The sequence below is a fragment of the Mesorhizobium sp. M4B.F.Ca.ET.203.01.1.1 genome, from assembly GCF_004791025.1.
Taxonomy (GTDB): domain Bacteria; phylum Pseudomonadota; class Alphaproteobacteria; order Rhizobiales; family Rhizobiaceae; genus Mesorhizobium; species Mesorhizobium abyssinicae.
In genome coordinates this window covers 150,224-164,473 of the sequence record NZ_SRUO01000012.1, presented here as the reverse complement: position 1 = coordinate 164,473, position 14,250 = coordinate 150,224, and the positions used below count along the sequence as shown (strand labels likewise).

Here is a 14,250-nt window from a genome sequence, read left to right as displayed (position 1 = left end):
TTGGAAGCCAAACCAATCCGCGCATTTGCGATTGCGGAGAATATTATTGCGCGACGCGGGTCAGAGGGCTGTCGCCTGCGGCCTTCGCTTTCTCAATCGCGCCAAGGCCTTGCGGTCGTGTGCGGAATCGATCCCTCAACCCGGGTTGTCTTCGCAGGTCAGGCCGTTGCCGCCGCCGCCGCCAGTCCGCGCAACAGGTCGGCCTTGAGGTCGTCGACGTCCTCGAGCCCGACTTGGAGGCGGACCAGCGGCCCCTCATAGGAGCCCTTGGCGACGGTGCGGTCGCCGAGGAACACCGGCACCGCCAGGCTCTCATAGCCGCCCCAGGAATAGCCAAGGCCGAAGAGCTTCAGCGCGTCGAGAAAGGCGTGCTGCGCCTTCTGCCCGCCGCCCCTGAGCACGATCGAGAAGACGCCGCTCGAGCCGCAGAAGTCGCGCTTCCAGAGCGCGTGGTCGGGATGGCTCTCCAGCGCCGGGTAGAGCACCTGCGCCACGCCGGGCTGCTCCTCGAGCCAGCTCGCCAGGGCAAGCGTGCTCTTCCGGTGATGCTCGAGCCGGACCCCCATCGTGCGCAGGCCGCGCAGCACCTGGTAGATGTCGTCCGGGCCGGAGCAACAGCCAAGCGTGCAAAAACCCTCGTAGAGCTGCTTCCAGTACGTCTCGTTGGCCGAGACGGTGCCGAGCAGCACGTCCGAATGGCCGGCTGGGTATTTCGTCGCCGCATGGATCGAGATGTCGACGCTATGGTCGAGCGGCTTGAAATAGAGCGGCGTCGCCCAGGTGTTGTCCATCATGACGATGGCTCCGGCTTGATGCGCCGCCTTGGCGATCGCCGGGATGTCCTGCACCTCGTAGGTGTTCGATCCCGGCGATTCCGTAAACACCACCTTGGTGTTGGGCTTGATCAGCGCGGCGATGCCGGCGCCGATGTGCGGATCGTAATACTCGACCTCGATGCCCAGCCGCTTCAGCATCGTGTCGGCGAAGTGCCGTGTCGGGTGATAGACGCTGTCGACGATCAGGAGATGGTCGCCCGCCGCGAGGAAGGTGAGCAGCGGCACCGTCACCGCCGCCAGGCCGGAGGGTACCGCGATCGTGCCGGCCGAACCCTCCAGGGCGTCGACGGCCTGCGTCAGCGCGTCCATGGTCGGCGTGCCGCGCGTGCCGTAGGTGTATTTCTGGCTGCGCGCCGCCATCGACGCCGCGTCGGGATAGAGCACCGTCGAGGCATGCACGACCGGCGGATTGACGAAGCCGAAATAGTCGCGCGGATTGTTGCCGGAATGGGCAAGCCGCGTGTTGATTCCCATTTCGCCGTTGTCTTTTGCCATGTCTCTCGCCTGTGGTGGGGGTGACGCCAGCCATAATGCGGCGGCTCGGACCACGCAACCGCCCGGTGCCCGCCAGTCGGCGGTGTTTCAATGTGCCAAATCCTTGCCGGGCGGACCGCGGCGGAGCCTGGCTTAGGCGCCGGCGATCGGACTTTGATCCGACTATCAGGCCGTGTGGGAACGTTATATGTTACACGTCTAATATGATCATTGCCGGGTTGCCTTGATGCGCGCCGGACAATTTATCTGGCCGCGGTCCCGTCTCCCCCGCAATGCAGGCACTTCGCGCTAACCAAGGGAGGACTGTGATGCCCGACGTCAAGTGGACGATGAAGGCACGCGAATTCGTCAACTGCAACTGCGCCTATGGCTGCCCGTGCCAGTTCAACGCCTTGCCAACCGAAGGGTTCTGCCAGGCGGTCGTCGGCATGGAAATCGAAAAGGGCCAGCACGGCGACACCAGGCTTGACGGCTTGCGCTTCGCCGGCGTCTTTCGCTGGCCGGGTGCGATCCACCACGGCAAGGGCGAGGCCGCGGTGGTCATCGACGAGCGGGCAACGCAGGCGCAGCGCGACGCGCTGCTTCGCATCCTGAGCGGCCAGGATACCGAGCCCGGCGCCACCATCTTCCAGGTCTTCTCGACCACGCTGGAGAAAGTCCACGATCCGATCTTCGCCGCTATCGACTTCAACGTCGACATCGACGCAAGGACGGCCCGGTTGAGCGTGCCTGGCATTGCCGAGGGGTACGGCGAGCCGATCAAGAACCCTGTTACCGGCGCCGAGCATCGGGCGCGCATCGACCTGCCGCATGGCTTCGAATACACGCTCGCTGAAGCCGGACGCGGCTGGACCAAGGCGACCGGCCCGATCAAATTCGAGGTCGCGGACACGCACAGCCACTTCGCCGAAATCCACCTTTCGCAAAGCGGCGTCGTGCACTGACGCCGCCATGCCCGACACGGCCCTCGAGGCGGTGCTGCGGCGCGACCGCGCGGTCGTCGCCGCGGCGCTCGTCGTCATTGCGGTGCTCGCCTGGGCCTATCTGCTGTGGCTCGCAGCCGACATGAGCATGCCCGCCACGCCCGCGCAGGCGGGCGGCGACATGGCCGGCATGAACATGTCCGATCCGAGCACCATGGACATGAGCGGCATGGACATGCCGGGCATGGATATGGGCGAGGCGGTCGCGCCGGCTTTCCGCGCCTGGGCGGCGGCCGATTTCGGCTTCATCTTCGCCATGTGGGCGGTGATGATGGTCGGCATGATGACGCCGTCGGTGGCGCCGATGCTGCTGCTTTATGCCGGCGTCGGCCGCAAGGCCGCGGCGAGCGGGCGCACCATCGCGTCGACGGGATGGTTCTTCAGCGGCTATCTGCTGGTCTGGATCGGCTTCAGCCTTGCCGCGACCGGCGCGCAATGGCTGCTCGCCCGTCTCGCCTTGCTCGATCCGATGATGGCGACCAACAGCGGCATCCTCGGCGGCGTCATCCTGATTGCCGCCGGTATCTACCAATGGACGCCGATGAAGGGCGTCTGCCTCAGCCAATGCCAGGCGCCGATCGCCTTCCTGACCAGACATGGCGGATTCCGCACCGCGGCGCTAGGCGCGCTGCGGCTGGGTATCGCGCACGGCGCCTATTGCCTCGGCTGCTGCTGGGCGTTGATGGCGCTCCTGTTCGTCGGCGGCGTCATGAACGTGCTCTGGATCGCGGCGATCGCCATCCTCATCCTGCTGGAAAAGACTGTCCCGACGGGCCGAGCTCTCCCGCGAATCTCCGGCGCGGTGATGGTGGCGATCGGCGTCTGGCTGCTCGCCGGCGCCGGGTGATCGTCCGCCTGCTAATCTTCATGCATGTTGATTTGTATTGATGAATGCAGCCGTCGTCCGGTTCGCCCGTGGCGGTCGCCGGCGAGGTCTTCCCCAATGAAACAAGAACAAACGCCAGGCTGATCTTTGCCGGTGTTGGGCTCATGCGGAAGGGCGGACTTTGCCGACTCTGGTTGCACGCTCCGGCTAATTTGCGGGCGCGTTTGGCCGCAATTCGGGCATTTGCGGCAATCGGTTTTCAAACTCTTTGGGAAACGGTCATTTCCCTTGACCTCACAGGAATAATCGCCTTCGATGCAGTTCGTGAATGGGAGGCAGCGCGTCGGTTGCGATGCGGGGATCCGGGAGTGGCCGGAAAGGGAGCTGCGTTCACACGGGAAAAAGATCAGGGTCGCCTGAGAACAGGGTCACCTGTAAAACAGAAAAGGGTATGTGGGTCATGAAACATATTGCATTCGGTATTCTCGGCGCCGCCGCGCTTGGGTTTACGGCATCGGCGGCTTCGGCCGGCACGCTCGACACTGTCAAGCAGAAGGGCTTCATCCAGTGCGGCGTCTCCACCGGTCTGGCCGGCTTCTCGGCGCCGGACGACAAGGGTGACTGGCAGGGCATCGACGCCGACTTCTGCCGCGCCGTCGCGGCCGCCGTCTTCGGCGACGGCTCCAAGGTCAAGTTCACACCGCTCAGCGCCAAGGAGCGCTTCACCGCGCTGCAGTCGGGCGAGGTCGACATCCTGTCGCGCAACACCACCTGGACCATCAATCGCGACACCGCGCTCGGTCTGAACTTCATCGGCGTCACCTACTATGACGGCCAGGGTTTCATGATCAACGCCAAGAAGCTGCCGGGCGTGAACTCGGCGCTGCAGCTTTCAGGCGCCGCCGTCTGCGTGCAGAGCGGCACCACGACCGAGCTCAACCTCGCCGACTACTTCAAGTCGAACAAGATGGAGTACAACCCCGTCGTGTTCGAGAAGCTGGAAGAGGTCAACGCCGCCTATGACGCCGGCCGCTGCGACGTCTACACCACCGACCAGTCGGGCCTCTACGGCATCCGCCTGACGCTGGGTTCGCCCGCCGACCATGTCGTGCTGCCCGAGATCATCTCCAAGGAGCCGCTCGGCCCGGCCGTGCGTCAGGGCGACGACCAGTGGTACCACATCGTCAAGTGGACCTATTTCGCGCTGCTCGACGCCGAGGAACTCGGCATCACCAAGGCCAATGTCGAGGAGATGAAGGCCTCCGACAACCCCGAGATCAAGCGCGTGCTCGGCCAGGAGGCTGACACCAAAATCGGCACCGATCTCGGCGTCTCCAACGACTGGGTCGTGAACATCGTCAAGGCTGTCGGCAATTACGGCGAAGTGTTCGAGAAGAATGTCGGCTCGGGCAGCCCGCTCAAGATCGCGCGCGGCATCAACGCGCTCTGGACCAAAGGCGGTCTGCAATACGCTCCGCCGATCCGCTGATCGAAATGTGATCCGGGAGGCAGGCTGTCTGCCTCCCGGTTTCTCTTTCCAGGGGACGGTCGCATGGCATCGCAGGAAATCCTTCGCGAGGAGCCGAGCAGGGCTTCCTTCATCAATGACCCTAAGGTACGCAGCCTTTTCTTCCAGACGCTGGTCATCGTCATTCTGTTCGGCTCGGTCTGGTGGATCGTGCAAAACGTCATCGACAATCTGGCACGCCTGCACATCGCCTCCGGCTTCGGCTTCCTGAAGGGGCGGGCCGGCTTCGATATCTCGGACACGCCGATCGCCTATACGTCGGATTCGACCTATGGCCGCGCCATCATCGTCGGGCTGATCAACACGATCATCGTCGCCGTCGCCGGCATCATCACCGCCACGATCATCGGCTTCGTCGTCGGCATCGGTCGTCTTTCGCAGAACTGGCTGATCCGCAAGATCTGCACGGTCTATGTCGAAATCTTCCGCAACATTCCGCCGCTGCTGGTCATCTTCTTCTGGTATTCCGGTGTGCTCGCCGTGCTGCCGCCGCCGCGCGAGAGCTACAACCTGCCCTTCGGCTCCTTCCTCAACCAGCGCGGCTTCTATTTTCCGCGCGCCGTCTGGGGTGACGGCTCCTGGCTGATCCTGGTCGCCTTCCTCGTCGGCCTGGCCATGGCGTGGTTCGTCGCCCGCACGGCCCGCCAGCGGCAGATGGTGACCGGTCAGCAGTTCCCGGTGTTCTGGACGTCGATAGCGCTGATCGCCGGCCTGCCGCTGCTTGCCTACGCGCTTAGCGGCTTCCCGCTGAGCTTTGATTTTCCGAAGCAATCGACCTTCAACCTGACCGGTGGCTTCCAGGTCAAGCCGGAATTCCTGTCGCTCTATCTGGCGCTGTCCTGCTACACGGCAGCCTTCATCGCCGAGATCGTGCGTGCCGGTATCAGGGGCGTCAGCAGAGGCCAGACCGAGGCCGCCGGGGCGCTGGGGCTGCGCTCGGGCCCGATCCTGCGGCTGGTCGTGGTGCCGCAGGCCATGCGCATCGTCATCCCGCCGCTGACCAGCCAGTATCTCAACCTGACCAAGAACTCCTCGCTGGCGATCGCCATCGGCTATCCCGATCTCACCGCCACCGCCGGCACGGTGCTCAACCAGACCGGCCAGGCGGTCGAGGGCGTGCTGATCATGATGATCGCCTATCTGGTGCTGAGCCTCGTGACCTCCGCGGTCATGAACGTCGTCAACGCCAGAATGGCATTGGTGGAGAGGTAGGACCATGCAGGAACATGATATGTCCTGGGTGCGTACCGAGATGGCTCTCGCCCAGCCGGCGCCGCCAAGCGAACGCGGGCTCTATGCCTGGGTGCGCAAGAACCTGATCGCCACCCCCGGCGACACCATCCTGACCATCCTCGGCATTCTCATCGTCGCCTGGATCCTGCCGCAGGTCATCAACTGGGCTCTGCTCAACGCCCAGTGGACGGGTCCGGATCGCACCGTCTGCGCCACCGTCGCGCAGGGCGGCATCCAGCCGGACGGCTGGAGCGGCGCCTGCTGGGCCTTCGTCAACGCCAAGTTCGGCCAGTTCATGTTCGGCCGCTATCCGATCGAGGAGCGCTGGCGGCCGATCCTCGTCGCCATCCTGTTCGTGGCGCTGCTGGTCCCGATGCTGATCCCGCGCGTGCCGCGCAAGGGGTTGAACGCCATCCTCTTGTTCCTCGTTCTGCCGATCGTCTCGTTCTTCCTGCTGATCGGCGGCGTGTTCGGCCTGCCGCATGTCGAGACTTCGCTGTGGGGCGGGCTGCTGGTCACGCTCAGCCTGTCCTTCGTCGGCATCGCTGTCTCGCTGCCGCTCGGCACGGTGCTCGCGCTCGGCCGGCGCTCCAAGATGCCGGCCATCAAGTTGCTGTGCGTCATCTTCATCGAGACTGTGCGTGGTATCCCGCTCATCACGGTGCTGTTCTTCGTCAGCGTCATGCTGCCGCTGTTCCTGCCGGAGGGCGTCACCTTCGACAAGTTCCTGAGGGCGCTGATCGGCGTCTCGCTGTTTGCCGCCGCCTATATGGCGGAGGTGGTGCGCGGCGGCCTGCAGGCGATTCCGAAAGGGCAGTATGAGGGCGCCGATTCGCTCGGCCTCGGCTACTGGCAGAAGATGGGCCTGATCGTGCTGCCGCAGGCGCTGAAGCTGGTCATTCCCGGCATCGTCAACACCTTCATCGGCATGTTCAAGGACACCAGCCTGGTGCTGATCATCTCGATGTTCGACCTGCTCGGCGTCGTCAAGCAGAACTTCTCCGACGCCAACTGGGCGACGCCGCAGACCGCGAAATCCGGCCTGGTGTTCGCCGCCTTCGTGTTCTGGCTGTTCTGCTTCGGCATGTCGCGCTATTCAATGTACACGGAGCGCCGGCTCGACACCGGCTACAAACGCTGATGCATGTCGCCCAAGAGTGTATTGCGGTTTTGGGGTAACGACATGCATCAAAGACAACGATAAGGGGAATTGGCCATGACCACCGAAAACGCCGTCAGCGCGGACGACCTCAAGGTCGATGCCAAGAAGATGCACATCTCGACGACCGACGTCGCCATCGACATCGTCGGCATGCACAAATGGTACGGCGAGTTCCATGTGCTGAAGGACATCAACCTCAAGGTGATGCGCGGCGAGCGCATCGTCATCTGCGGCCCGTCCGGCTCCGGCAAGTCGACCATGATCCGCTGCATCAACCGGCTGGAGGAGCACCAGAAGGGCAAGATCATCGTCGATGGCAAGGAACTGACCAACGATCTGAAGAAGATCGACGAGGTGCGCCGCGAGGTCGGCATGGTGTTCCAGCACTTCAACCTGTTCCCGCATCTGACCATTCTGGAGAATTGCACGCTGGCGCCGATCTGGGTGCGCAAGACACCGAAGAAGCAGGCCGAGGAAATCGCCATGCATTTCCTCAAGCGCGTCAAGATCCCTGAGCAGGCCAACAAATATCCGGGCCAGCTTTCGGGCGGCCAGCAGCAGCGCGTGGCGATCGCGCGCTCGCTGTGCATGAACCCGCGCATCATGCTGTTCGACGAGCCGACCTCGGCGCTTGATCCGGAAATGATCAAGGAAGTGCTGGAGACGATGGTGGGTCTGGCCGAGGAAGGCATGACCATGCTCTGCGTCACCCACGAGATGGGCTTTGCCCGCAAGGTCGCCAACCGGGTGATCTTCATGGACCAGGGCCAGATCGTCGAGCAGAACACGCCGGCCGAGTTCTTCGACCATCCGCGCCACGAGCGCACGAAACTGTTCCTGTCGCAGATCCTGCACTGAGCGGTTCCCATATCGAACGCAGAAGCCCGGCCGCAATGCGGCCGGGCTTTTTTCATATGCACGGGCCGAGGCGATCCGTCGTGAGGCCGCAAAGGTGTCGTCGATGAGAAGGTTCTGGCGTTTCCTTGTTGGCCTGCTGGCCGCGTTCGCGCTCACCGCGGCGCTCGGTACGCTGGTGCCGCGCCCGCTTTGGCCGGCGGCCGCAGCGGGCGAGGGCAGCAGGCGCATCCTGGTGCTGAGCAAACCGATCCACACTGACATCGCCATCCCCGTCGATGAAGAGGTGCGCCGGCGGTTCCATTTCCTCACCGATGCCGGCATTCCGGCCGACGTGCCGGAGGTGCGCTACATCGTCTTCGGCTGGGGCGGCCGTGCCTTCTACCTGGAAACGCCGACGTGGTCGGAGCTGAAGGCGGTGCCGGTCCTCAAGGCGCTGACGCTCGACGCCTCGGTGATGCATGTCGATGTCGCCGGCGCAATCAGCGAACCGCATCCCGATGTCGCCGGTTTCGACATCGACGACGATCGTTTCTCAGCGCTGCTCGACTATATAGCGGCGAGCTTCCGGCAGGGACCGAACGGCCCGATGGCCATCGACAATACCGGCTATTCCCGCTTCGACCGCTTCTACGAGGCCAACGGCCATTTCAACGCGCTGGTCGGCTGCAACACCTGGACGGCAGCCGCGCTGCGCACCGCCGGCCTGCGCACCGGCTGGTGGAACCCGCTGCCCGTGTCGCTGGGGTGGTCGATGCGGTTGTATGATTGAAGCCAATCATGAGCGCCTCATTCGTTCGCGCTGTCCCGCCAGCCGATCGCAATTGCGATCGCCCACTAAGGCGGTCAACGCCGCACCACCTTCCGCGCCTCCCACCCGTAGAGCCAGTCCAGATCGGCCGCGAGCTTCTCCGCCGGCCGCGTCGCCAGCACCAGGTTGCGCGCGATCGCCACCGGCCCCCGGGCATGCCAGGCAAGCCGGTTGAGCGCGCCGCGCCTCAGTACCTTCGCGATGCGCGGCCGCCTCAGGTTCTCCCAGACGGCAAGGCTCTGCCCTGGATCGTCGGGGAAGTCGGCGACCATGCCGGCAAGCATCGCGGCGTCCTCTATTGCCATGGCGGCGCCCTGCGCCGCGAACGGCGTCATCGCATGCGCGGCGTCGCCAATGAGCGCGATCCCGGCTGGCGTCGTCCAGCGCTGCTGGGCGACGGTATGGATCGGAAACGCCGTCCACGGACTGGCCTGCGCGACAAGCCTTGCCAGCGCCGGCGCCGTGCCGCGCATGGCGCCTGAGAGGATGGCCGGGTCGGCATGGCCGGACCAGCCTTCGGCGATGCGCTCGCCCCTGGTGAAGGCGGCGAGGTTGAAGGCGCTGCCTTGGCTCACCGGATAGGCCACCAGGTGGAAGCCAGGATGCAGAAAGGTGGTGACGCAGTCCGTGCCGCCGACCGTTGCAAAGGCTTCTCCGGCGGCACTTTCAGCCGCGACCGTCGCGCGCCAGGCAAGCTCGCCCGAGAAGCGGCTCTTGCCGAAGCCCGGCTCCATGACGGCGAGCTTTTCGCGAAGCGACGACCAGACGCCGTCGGCGCCGACCAGCAATTGGCCGCTGGCCTCGATCCTGCGCCCGTCCGCTTCGACCGTCACCGCAACGCCTTGCGGCCCGGTGGCAAGGCCTGTTACTCGTGCGCCGGTGACGAGTTCGATGTCGCGGCACTCCGCGGCCTGCGCTGTCAGCGCCGCCTGTACGTCGGCACGGTGGGCGACGAGATAGGGCGCACCCCAACGGCTCTCGCCGGCTTGCCCCAGCGGCACCCGCGCCAGTTCACTGAGCGTCGCGGCGTCCTTCAGCACCACCGCCTCCGGCCGAACGGCATGCGGAAGCAACCGATCGAGCACGCCGACCTGCCTGAGGATGCGCGTCGCGTTGGGGGAAAGTTGGATGCCGGCGCCGGCCGCTTCGAGTCGCGGCGCCTGTTCGAAAATCTGCACGCGATGGCCGCGTTCGGCGAACGCAATGGCCGCGGTTAACCCGGCGATACCCGCTCCGGCGATGACGACTTGCCGGGAGCGCGCGTCGTCCATCAGATCTGTCGCGAAAGAGTCAGGCGGCCTGGTCGATATAGAGGCAGCCCGGCGGCACCGTTTCCGTCGCCTTCAGCTTCGACGAATAACGGTAGAGCGTCGAGCAATAGGGGCAGACCTTCTCGTTGTCGTCGCCCATGTCGAGGAAGACATGCGGATGGTCGAAAGGCGGGTTGGCGCCCGTGCACATGAATTCTCTGACGCCGATGTCGATCGCCGGATGGCCCGCATCGTTCTGGAAATGGGGAATGGAACCGCCTGCCATCGTCGTCTCCAATTTGGTCTCGGCCTGCTTTCGGCCAGTTTGCATCTGGATCATAACCGGCCTCTTTGCAAGATCGATGAAATGAAACTGTCGCAAAACCCTGTCAGAGGATAAGTTGAGCCGGTTAACCGGCTGGAGCATTTTTGCAGCCAGGCGTAATGCCTGGCTCCGAAAGGATGTTCAAGGAAACCGGGGCAGGGGCAAGAGCAGGAATCATGAACGAACTGAAGCCGGTGCAAAGCGAATTCATCACCATCGAGGCGGCAAGCCCGGAAGCCGGCAATCCAGACCGTTTCGTCAATCGCGAGTTCTCCTGGCTGCAGTTCAACCGCCGCGTGCTGGAAGAATCGCTGAATGCGAACCATCCGCTGCTCGAACGGGTCCGCTTTCTGTCGATCTCGGCCGCCAATCTCGACGAGTTCTTCATGGTCCGCGTCGCCGGCCTCGCCGGCCAGGTGCGCGAGGGCATCGCCCTCAAGAGCCCGGACGGCCGCACGCCGGAGCAGCAGCTCGAACAATTGCTGCGCGAGGTCGAGCGCCTGCAGGAGGACCAGCAGAAAAGCCTGTCGGCGCTGATGCAGCTGCTCAACAAGGAAGGCATCGAGAGCATCACTCGCGACGCGCTGACCAAGGACGAGAGGGCCTGGCTGGAAGAACATTTCCAGGATCAGGTGTTCCCGGTGCTGACCCCGCTGTCGATCGACCCGGCGCACCCGTTCCCGTTCATCCCCAATCTCGGCTTTTCGATGGCGCTGCAATTGCGCCACCGCAAGAACGGCGAGGAGATGAGCGCGCTGCTGCGCCTGCCGGTGGCCCTGAAGCGCTTCATCCGCCTGCCCGACCGCAAGAACCATGTCCGCTTCATCCCGCTCGAGGAAGCGGTCGGCCTCTATATCGGCAAGCTCTTCCCGGGCTACGAGGTCAAGGGCTCCGGCACCTTCCGCCTCATCCGCGACAGCGATATCGAGGTCGAGGAAGAGTCCGAGGATCTGGTGCGCCTGTTCGAGACGGCGCTGAAGCGGCGTCGCCGCGGTTCGGTCATCCGCATCGAGTTCGACATGTCGATGCCACCCGCGCTGCGCGACTTCGTCGCCGGCGAGCTCGGCGTTTCGTCGAGCCGCATCAGCGTCTTGACCGGTCCGCTGGCGCTGAGCCAGATCTCCGAGATCGTCGCCGTCGCGCGCGACGATTTGAAGTTCACGCCCTACAATCCGCGCTTTCCCGAGCGCATCCGCGAGCATGGCGGCGACTGCTTCGCCGCCATCCGCGAGAAGGACATCGTCGTCCACCACCCCTACGAATCCTTCGACGTGGTGGTGCAGTTCCTTCGCCAGGCGATGGCCGACCCGGAAGTGGTGGCGATCAAGCAGACGCTCTACCGCACCTCCAACGACAGCCCGATCGTCCGAGCGCTGGTCGACGCGGCCGAGGCCGGCAAGTCGGTGACGGCGCTGGTCGAGCTCAAGGCGCGCTTCGACGAGGAGGCCAATATCCGCTGGGCACGCGACCTCGAACGCGCCGGCGTCCAGGTCGTGTTCGGCTTCCTCGAACTGAAGACCCACGCCAAGATGTCGCTGGTGGTGCGGCGCGAGGACGGCAAGCTGCGCAACTACGTGCATCTCGGCACCGGCAACTACCATCCGGTCACCGCGCGCATCTACACCGACCTGTCGTTCTTCACCACCGACGCTACGATCGCGCGCGATGTCGCCCAGCTCTTCAACTTCATCACCGGCTATGCCGAGCCGGCCGAGGAGATGCGGCTGGCGGTCTCGCCGTTCACGCTGCGCAAGCGCATCCTGAAGCACATTTCGGACGAGATCGCCCATGCGCGCGAGGGCCGGCCGGCCCGCATCTGGATGAAGATGAACGCGCTGGTCGATCCGATCATCATCGACGCGCTCTACGATGCCAGCCGCGCCGGCGTCGAGATCGACCTCGTCGTGCGCGGCATCTGCTGTTTGAGGCCGCAGGTGCCGGGCCTGTCGGAAAACATAAGGGTGAAATCGATCGTCGGCCGCTTCCTCGAGCATAGCCGCATCTACTGCTTCGGCGACGGCCACGGCCTGCCTTCGGACGAGGCGATCGTCTACATCTCCTCGGCCGATCTGATGCCGCGCAATCTCGACCGCCGCGTCGAGACCATGGTGCCGATCACCAATCCAACTGTGCATGAACAGGTGCTTGGCCAGATCATGCTGGGCAACATCATGGACAACCAGCAAAGTTTCGACGTATTGGCTGACGGAACCTCCCGGCGCGTCGTGCTTGAGGAGGGCGAGGAACCGTTCAACGCGCAGGAATATTTCATGACCAATCCGAGCCTGTCCGGACGGGGTGACGCGCTGAAGTCACATGCGCCCAAGCGCATAGCCCAGTTCAAGCGCCGCAAGAAGAACGGCGCCGCGTGATTTCTACTTCCCAGGGCCGGCTCCAGGACCGGCGGCCGCTGTCGATCATCGACATCGGCTCGAACTCGATCCGCCTCGTCGTCTACGAAGGGTTGGCGCGCTCGCCGACTGTGCTGTTCAACGAAAAGATGCTGGCCGGCCTCGGCCGCGGCATCGTTTCGACCGGCAAGCTCGACCCCGAGGCGGTGACCCGCTCGATGGAGGAGTTCCGCCGCTTCCGCGCGCTCTCCGATCAGGCGGGCGCGGAGCACATGTATGTGCTGGCGACCGCCGCCGCGCGCGAGGCTGTCAACGGCCCCGATTTCATCCACCGCGCAGAGGATGTGCTGAAGACCGAGATCCGGGTGCTTTCCGGGCGCCAGGAGGCGCATTATTCGGCGCTCGGCGTCATCTCAGGCTTCCACCCGGCCAATGGCATCGCCGGCGACCTTGGCGGCGGCAGCCTCGAGCTGATCGACATCAATGGCGAGGCGATCGGCGACGGCATCACCCTGCCCCTCGGCGGCCTGCGCCTGCAGGACATGGCCAAGAACTCGCTCGCCCAGGCGCAGAAGATCGCGCGCGAGCAGTTGGCGCGGGCAAAGCTGCTGAAGGGCGGGCAGGGCAGGGTCTTCTACGCCGTCGGCGGCACCTGGCGAAACCTCGCCCGGCTGCACATGGAGATGAGCAACTATCCGCTCGGCGTCATGCACCACTACGAGATACCGGCCGACAGCGCCCTGAGCTTCCTGAAGCAGGTGACGAAGGCCGAGATCGAGAAGGTCAGGGGCATCGAGGGCATCTCCAAGAATCGTCGCTCGCTGCTGCCCTATGGCGCCGTCGTGCTGCAGGAGATCATGGCGGCGATGCAGCCGTCCAAGATCGTCGTCTCGGCGCTCGGCGTGCGCGAGGGCTTCCTCTATTCGCTGCTCGACGAAGCCGAACAGAAGGCCGATCCGCTGATCTCGGCCGCCGAGGAGCTTGCGCTGTTGCGCTCGCGCTCGGTCCACCACGCGCATGAGCTGGTCGAGTGGACCGGCAAGGCCTTCGCCGCCTTCGGCATCGACGAGACCGGGGACGAGGCACGATACCGCCATGCCGCCTGCCTGCTGGCCGACATCGGCTGGCGCGCGCATCCCGAATATCGCGGCCGGCAGTCGCTCAACATCATCGCGCATGCCTCCTTCATAGGCGTGGACCATCCCGGCCGCGCCTATCTGGCGCTGGCCGGCGCCTACCGCCATGACGGTATCTTCAACGAGGGCATCGCCCCCGAGATCAAGGCGCTGGCGCCGCCGCGCATCCTGGAGCGCGCCCGCCTGCTGGCGGCGATGATGCGCGTCGTCTACCTGCTGACGGCGGCGATGCCGGGCATCATGCCCCGGCTGAAATGGGAAAACCGACCCAACGGCGCGCTGGCCCTGGTGCTGCCGGCCTCGCTCGCCGACCTTTATGGCGAGCGGCCGGCCGGTCGGCTGGCGCAGTTGGCCAGGATCACCAATCGCCGGCTGGTGCTGGCGGTCGAGAATGGGCCAAGCGTCTCGGTCAAATAGGGTGTCTCGGTGAAAATGGTGGGCAGCGCCAAAAAGGCCCAC

Annotated in this window: 12 protein-coding genes; 9 read left to right on the top strand and 3 right to left on the bottom strand. The window is 64.7% G+C overall.

The annotated features are described in order from the left end of the window. Nucleotides 1-158: 158 nt before the first annotated feature. On the bottom strand, nucleotides 159-1,331 hold the full coding sequence (locus EN846_RS23700; protein WP_135913961.1) for a cystathionine beta-lyase: 1,173 nt from the start codon (nucleotides 1,329-1,331) through the stop codon (nucleotides 159-161). A gap of 308 nt (nucleotides 1,332-1,639) precedes the next feature. Between EN846_RS23700 and EN846_RS23695 the strand changes: the two genes are divergently transcribed. From EN846_RS23695 to EN846_RS23665, 7 genes are all read left to right on the top strand, one after another. Further along, nucleotides 1,640-2,275 carry a DUF1326 domain-containing protein gene (locus EN846_RS23695; RefSeq protein ID WP_128347158.1) on the top strand — a complete coding sequence of 212 codons (636 nt, stop codon included), beginning with the start codon at nucleotides 1,640-1,642 and terminating at the stop codon, nucleotides 2,273-2,275. A 7-nt stretch (nucleotides 2,276-2,282) separates the two neighbouring features. Continuing rightward, the gene (locus EN846_RS23690) at nucleotides 2,283-3,161 is read left to right on the top strand and encodes a DUF2182 domain-containing protein (protein ID WP_127391494.1); all 879 of its coding nucleotides are present in this window, start codon (nucleotides 2,283-2,285) and stop codon (nucleotides 3,159-3,161) included. A 439-nt stretch (nucleotides 3,162-3,600) separates the two neighbouring features. Then, a complete protein-coding gene (locus tag EN846_RS23685) occupies nucleotides 3,601-4,629 on the top strand; it encodes an amino acid ABC transporter substrate-binding protein (protein ID WP_127284736.1) in 1,029 nt (342 codons plus the stop codon). A 63-nt stretch (nucleotides 4,630-4,692) separates the two neighbouring features. Continuing rightward, complete coding sequence (locus tag EN846_RS23680; RefSeq protein WP_127391495.1) at nucleotides 4,693-5,880, top strand: amino acid ABC transporter permease; 1,188 nt, start codon at nucleotides 4,693-4,695, stop codon at nucleotides 5,878-5,880. A gap of 4 nt (nucleotides 5,881-5,884) precedes the next feature. Then, nucleotides 5,885-7,042: an amino acid ABC transporter permease gene (locus EN846_RS23675; protein ID WP_128346499.1), complete on the top strand. Its 1,158-nt coding sequence runs from the start codon at nucleotides 5,885-5,887 to the stop codon at nucleotides 7,040-7,042. Between the two features lie 75 nt (nucleotides 7,043-7,117). Next, entirely contained in the window at nucleotides 7,118-7,921 is an 804-nt protein-coding gene (locus tag EN846_RS23670) for an amino acid ABC transporter ATP-binding protein (RefSeq protein ID WP_127284739.1), read from the top strand. A 103-nt stretch (nucleotides 7,922-8,024) separates the two neighbouring features. After that, nucleotides 8,025-8,690, top strand: coding sequence for a TIGR02117 family protein (locus EN846_RS23665; RefSeq protein ID WP_127391497.1), 666 nt, complete (start codon nucleotides 8,025-8,027; stop codon nucleotides 8,688-8,690). 74 nt (nucleotides 8,691-8,764) lie between these two features. Here EN846_RS23665 and EN846_RS23660 read toward each other — a convergent pair whose 3' ends face one another. After that, on the bottom strand, nucleotides 8,765-10,000 hold the full coding sequence (locus EN846_RS23660; RefSeq protein ID WP_127391498.1) for an FAD-dependent monooxygenase: 1,236 nt from the start codon (nucleotides 9,998-10,000) through the stop codon (nucleotides 8,765-8,767). A gap of 19 nt (nucleotides 10,001-10,019) precedes the next feature. Next, complete coding sequence (locus tag EN846_RS23655) at nucleotides 10,020-10,265, bottom strand: zinc-finger domain-containing protein (protein WP_127284742.1); 246 nt, start codon at nucleotides 10,263-10,265, stop codon at nucleotides 10,020-10,022. A 215-nt stretch (nucleotides 10,266-10,480) separates the two neighbouring features. On the opposite strand from EN846_RS23655, the gene EN846_RS23650 reads away from it, so the two are divergent. Further along, entirely contained in the window at nucleotides 10,481-12,676 is a 2,196-nt protein-coding gene (locus EN846_RS23650; RefSeq protein WP_127284743.1) for an RNA degradosome polyphosphate kinase, read from the top strand. Continuing rightward, nucleotides 12,673-14,208 carry an exopolyphosphatase gene (ppx, locus tag EN846_RS23645; protein ID WP_127391499.1) on the top strand — a complete coding sequence of 512 codons (1,536 nt, stop codon included), beginning with the start codon at nucleotides 12,673-12,675 and terminating at the stop codon, nucleotides 14,206-14,208. Before EN846_RS23650 ends, ppx begins: the two co-directional genes overlap by 4 nt. Nucleotides 14,209-14,250: the final 42 nt, after the last annotated feature.